The 3,845-nt window shown below is 73.6% G+C and carries 1 protein-coding gene; it reads right to left on the bottom strand.

Annotated features, from left to right (window positions below):
* A partial coding sequence (locus ACZ52J_RS42750; protein ID WP_465626825.1) for a type I polyketide synthase occupies positions 1-3,845 on the bottom strand: 3,845 nt, incomplete at both ends.

The raw sequence follows: 3,845 nt of genomic DNA, 5'->3' as shown, positions 1-3,845 counted from the left end.
ACGCCACCGGCAGCCGACTCCCGCGCCAGCAGACCCACCGCATGCCGCGTCCAGAGCACGTCATCAGCAGCCTCCGCAGGCCGGGAGTGCACGGCCACGGTGCTGCGCCCGTCGGCGTCGACGGCACCCAGCCGCAGCTGGAGCCGGACCGCGCCGGTCTCGGGCACGATCAGTGGCGCCTCCAGCGTCAGCTCCTCCAGCAGCGCACAGCCGACCTGCTCGCCGGCCCGGACCGCGAGTTCCACCATGGCCGTTCCGGGCAGCAGTACCGTGCCCGCGACAGCGTGATCCGCCAGCCAGGGGTGCGCGTCCAGCGAGAGCCGCCCGGTGAACAGGAGCCCGTCACCCTCGGCCAGCGGCACGGCGGCCCCCAGCAGCGGGTGGTCGGCCGCGCTCAACCCGGCCGCGCCGACATCGCCCGGCACACCGGCGTCGCCCTGCGGCCAGTACCGCTCCCGCTGGAAGGCGTAGGTGGGCAGATCGATGACGCGCCCGGCCCGTCCGCCGTACGCCGCCGGCCAGTCCACCGCCGTCCCGGCCACGGCAAGGCGGCCCAGGCAGGCGGCAACGGCCTCGGCCTCTGCCCGGTCGCGCCGCAGGGCCGGTACGAGGACGGCGCCGCTCTCCTCGCCGAGGCAGTGCCCTGCCATGGCGCTGAGCGTGCCGTCCGGGCCCAGCTCCAGGAACGTCCGGACGCCTTCGCCCTCCAGCACGTGCACCGCGTCAGCGAAGCGGACGGCCTCGCGAACGTGCCGCACCCAGTACTCAGGGTCGGTCAACTCGGCCGACACGAGCGAACCGGTCAACGTCGACACGATCGGAATCCGCGGCTCCGCGAAAACCACCTCAGCGGCCACGGCGCGGAACTCCGCCAGCATGCCGTCCATCAGCGGCGAATGGAACGCATGACTGACGGTGAGCCGCCTCGCCCTGCGTCCCTGCGCCTCCCAGTCCGCCACGAGCTCCAGGACCGAACGCTCCTCGCCCGAGACCACCAGCGAGTCGGGACCGTTGACGGCGGCGATGCCCAACTCGTCGGCGCGGCCGATCAGCAGTGGCAGTACCTCACCCTCCGATGCCTGGAGGGCCGCCATCGCGCCGCCGCGCGGCAGCGCCTGCATCAGGCGACCGCGCGCCGCCACCAGCCTGCATGCGTCCGCCAGCGAGAACACGCCCGCGACGTGGGCGGCGGCCAGCTCACCGATCGAGTGACCGGCGAGGAAGTCCGGCCGCACACCCCACGACTCGACCAACCGGAACAGCGCCACCTCCAGCGCGAACAACGCCGACTGCGTGAACCCGGTCTCGCTGATCAGCTCCACATCCGCGATCGCCTCACGCAGCGGACGGTCCAACAGCGGATCCAGTTCGGCACACACCGCGTCGAACGCAGCCGCGAACACCGGAAAGGCCGCCGACAACTCGAAGCCCATCCCGACCCGCTGACTGCCCTGACCGGTGAACAGGAACGCCGTCCGCCCACCGGTCGGTGTGCCGACGCTCTCCGACGACACGCCGCTCGCCAACGCCTCCAGCGCCGCCAACAGCTCCGCACGGTCGCCCGCCACCAGCCCGGCACGCCACTCGAACGAGGAGCGCGTGGTCGCAAGGGACAGCCCCAGATCGGCCACCTCCACGTCAGGACGCGCCGCCACGAACTCCCACAGCCGAGCGGCCTGCCCGCGCAGCGCCTCCTCCGTCCTGCCCGAGATCACCAGCGGCAACGGCGCACCCGTGCTCGTAATGGCCGGCACCGGCTCCTCCGCGGGTGCCTGCTCGATGATCGTGTGGGCGTTGGTGCCGCTGATGCCGAAGGACGAGACCGCGGCCCGGCGCGGGCGTCCGTTCTCCGGCCAGGGACGGGCCTCGGTCAGCAGTTCGACGGCGCCGGCCGACCAGTCGACGTGCGAGGACGGCTCGCCGACGTGCAGGCTCTTCGGAAGCACTCCGTGCCGCATCGCCAACACCATCTTGATCACACCGGCCGCACCCGCCGCCGCCTGGGTGTGACCCAGGTTCGACTTCACCGAGCCCAGCCAGAGCGGCTCCTCCTCGCCGCGCCCCTGCCCATAGGTGGCGAGCAGGGCCTGCGCCTCGATCGGGTCGCCCAGACGCGTCCCGGTTCCGTGCGCCTCCACCGCGTCCACCTCGCCGGCCGTCAACCCGGCACTGGCCAGCGCCTGCTGGATCACCCGCTGCTGGGACGGCCCGTTCGGCGCGGTCAAACCGTTGGACGCGCCGTCCTGGTTGACGGCACTGCCGCGGACGACCGCCAGGACCGGATGACCGTTCCGCCGGGCGTCCGACAGCCGCTCCACCAGCAGCATGCCGACGCCCTCGCCCCAGCCGGTCCCGTCCGCGTCATCGGAGAAAGCCTTGCAGCGGCCATCGGCGGCCAGCCCGCGCTGGCGGCTGAAGTCGACGAAGGTCGCGGGTGTCGCCATGACGGTGACCCCGCCGGCCAGGGCGAGCGTGCACTCGCCGGTGCGCAGCGCCTGGATCGCCCAGTGCAGCGCCACCAGCGAGGACGAGCAGGCCGTGTCGACGGTGACGGCCGGCCCCTCCAGCCCGAAGGTGTAGGAGAGGCGACCGGACGCGATGCTGCCCACGCCGCCACTGCCCATCGAGCCCTCGGCGCCGCTGGCCGCGGCCTGCTGCAGGCGGGTCGCGTAGTCGTGGTACATCACGCCGACGAAGACACCGGTCTGGCTGCCACGCAGGGACGCCGGGTCGATGCCCGCCCGCTCGAAGGCCTCCCAGGACGTCTCCAGCAGCAGCCGCTGCTGCGGGTCGGTGGAGAGCGCCTCCCGCGGGCTGATGCCGAAGAAGGCGGGGTCGAACGCCGCCGCGTCGTGCAGGAACCCGCCCTCACGCGTGTACGAGGTGCCGAGGTGGTCCGGGTCCGGGTGGTACAGCTGTTCCAGGTCCCAGCCGCGGTCGGCGGGGAAGCCGGAGATCGCGTCACGGCCGTCCGCGACCAGGCGCCACAGGTCCTCGGGGGTCTCGACCCCGCCGGGGAAGCGGCAGCTCATCGCGACGATCGCGATCGGGTCATCCTCAGCGCCAGTGGCCCCGGGGACGGGCGTCCCGCTGTCCGCCTCCGGCACGCCTAGGAGCTCGGTCCGGAGCTGCCGGGCCAGCACCGCAGGACTCGGGTGGTCGAAGACGAGGGTCGCGGGCAGCCGCAGGCCCGTGACGGCGTTCAGGCGGTTACGGAGCTCCAGCGCGCTGAGCGAGTCGAACCCGAGCTCGCGAAAGGCCCGGGTCGGATCGACCGCCTCCGCTCCGCCGTACCCGAGCACGGCGGCGGCCTCGGACCTGACGGTGTGCAGGAGATCGCGGTACTGGTCCGCCTCGGCCAGCCCTGCGAGCCGCGCTGCGAGCGCCGAGCCGCCGCCCGCAGCGGTGGCCGCAGAGGCCGACCTGCGGGCAGCCGGCCGTACCAGGCCCTGCAGCAGGGGCGGCACCGCAGCCGGATCCGCCGCACGGGCCCGCAGGCCCGCCAGGTCGAGGCGGATCGGCACCAGCGCCGCATCCTCGGCCCGCAGGGCGGCGTCGAACACGCCCAGGCCCTCGGCCGTGGACAGCGCCTGCACGCCGCCGCGGGCCATCCGCTGCACGTCCGCGTCGTCCAGCCCGGCCGCCATGCCTGCGCCGTCCTCCGCCCAGAGGCCCCAGGCCAGGGACTGCGCCGGGAGACCCGCGGCGTGGCGGTGCTCGCCAAGGGCATCCAGGAAGGCGTTCGCGGCAGCGTAGTTCGCCTGACCCGCCGCACCGAACACACCAGCCGCGGAGGAGAACAGCACGAACGCGGCGAGCGGACGGTCCTTCGTCAGCTCGTGCAG

The organism is Kitasatospora sp. NPDC034035, assembly GCF_055575755.1.
The sequence above is the reverse complement of the archived record's forward strand: the minus strand, read 5'-3'. Positions and strand labels throughout refer to the sequence as shown.